This window comes from Bradyrhizobium sp. PRIMUS42, assembly GCF_023006515.1.
GTDB lineage: Bacteria > Pseudomonadota > Alphaproteobacteria > Rhizobiales > Xanthobacteraceae > Bradyrhizobium.
This window is the reverse complement of the sequence record NZ_JALBGZ010001396.1, coordinates 1-721: the sequence shown is the minus strand read 5'-3', so window position 1 is coordinate 721 and position 721 is coordinate 1. Positions and strand designations below refer to the sequence as shown.

Genomic DNA, 721 nt, shown 5'->3' with positions numbered 1-721 from the left:
AGCCGCTTCCGGCCGCCGGGCGCTGCCTCGATCTGCCGGTGGTCTATGGCGGCGACGGCGGCCCGCATATGGCCGACGTCGTGGCCCACACCGGATTGAGTGTCGACGATATCGTCACGATCCACAGCGCTCCGACCTACACCGTCTACGCCCTCGGCAGTCATCCCGGGTACTGCTATCTCGGCGGCATGGATCGGCGCATCGCGACGCCGCGGCGCAAGGTCCCGGTGCTGCGCATTCCACGCGGCGCCGTTTCCATCGGCGGCAGCCAGACCGGCGTCTCCGCTTCAGATGGGCCAAGCGGCTGGAATACGATCGGCAGCACCGAGGTGGCGTTCTTCGATGTCGAGCGGACGCCGCCAGCGCTCCTGCAACCCGGTGACTGCATCCGCTTCAAGCCAAACCGGGTGCTGCGATGATCGAGGTGCTGTCGGCCGGCGCGCTTGCCACGGTGCAGGATCTCGGCCGCACCGGCGCGCTCAACCTCGGCGTCGGGACATCGGGCGCCATGGACCCGTTGGCGCTTGCCGCCGGAAACATCCTGCTGCGCAACGAGGAGAATGCGGCAGCTCTCGAGATACCGCTGTTCCCGTTCCGCGTCCGATTCACCCGTCCGACGGTGTTCGCCGTGACCGGCGCGGATTGCGCGCCGCAGCTCGACGAGGCGCCAGTGCTGCCATGGTGGGCTCACCGCGCCGATGCCGGTCAGGTGCTCGCGCTC

At 68.9% G+C, this 721-nt stretch carries 1 protein-coding gene and 1 pseudogene; both read left to right on the top strand.

Going from position 1 to position 721, the window contains the following annotated elements; translation table 11 throughout:
• A partial coding sequence (gene pxpB, locus MOV75_RS40620; RefSeq protein ID WP_247008475.1) for a 5-oxoprolinase subunit PxpB occupies window positions 1-419 on the top strand: 419 nt, incomplete at its 5' end.
• Window positions 416-721 (top strand): annotated as a pseudogene (locus MOV75_RS40615) (allophanate hydrolase); the annotation flags it as partial. The gene pxpB and the pseudogene MOV75_RS40615, both read left to right, overlap by 4 nt.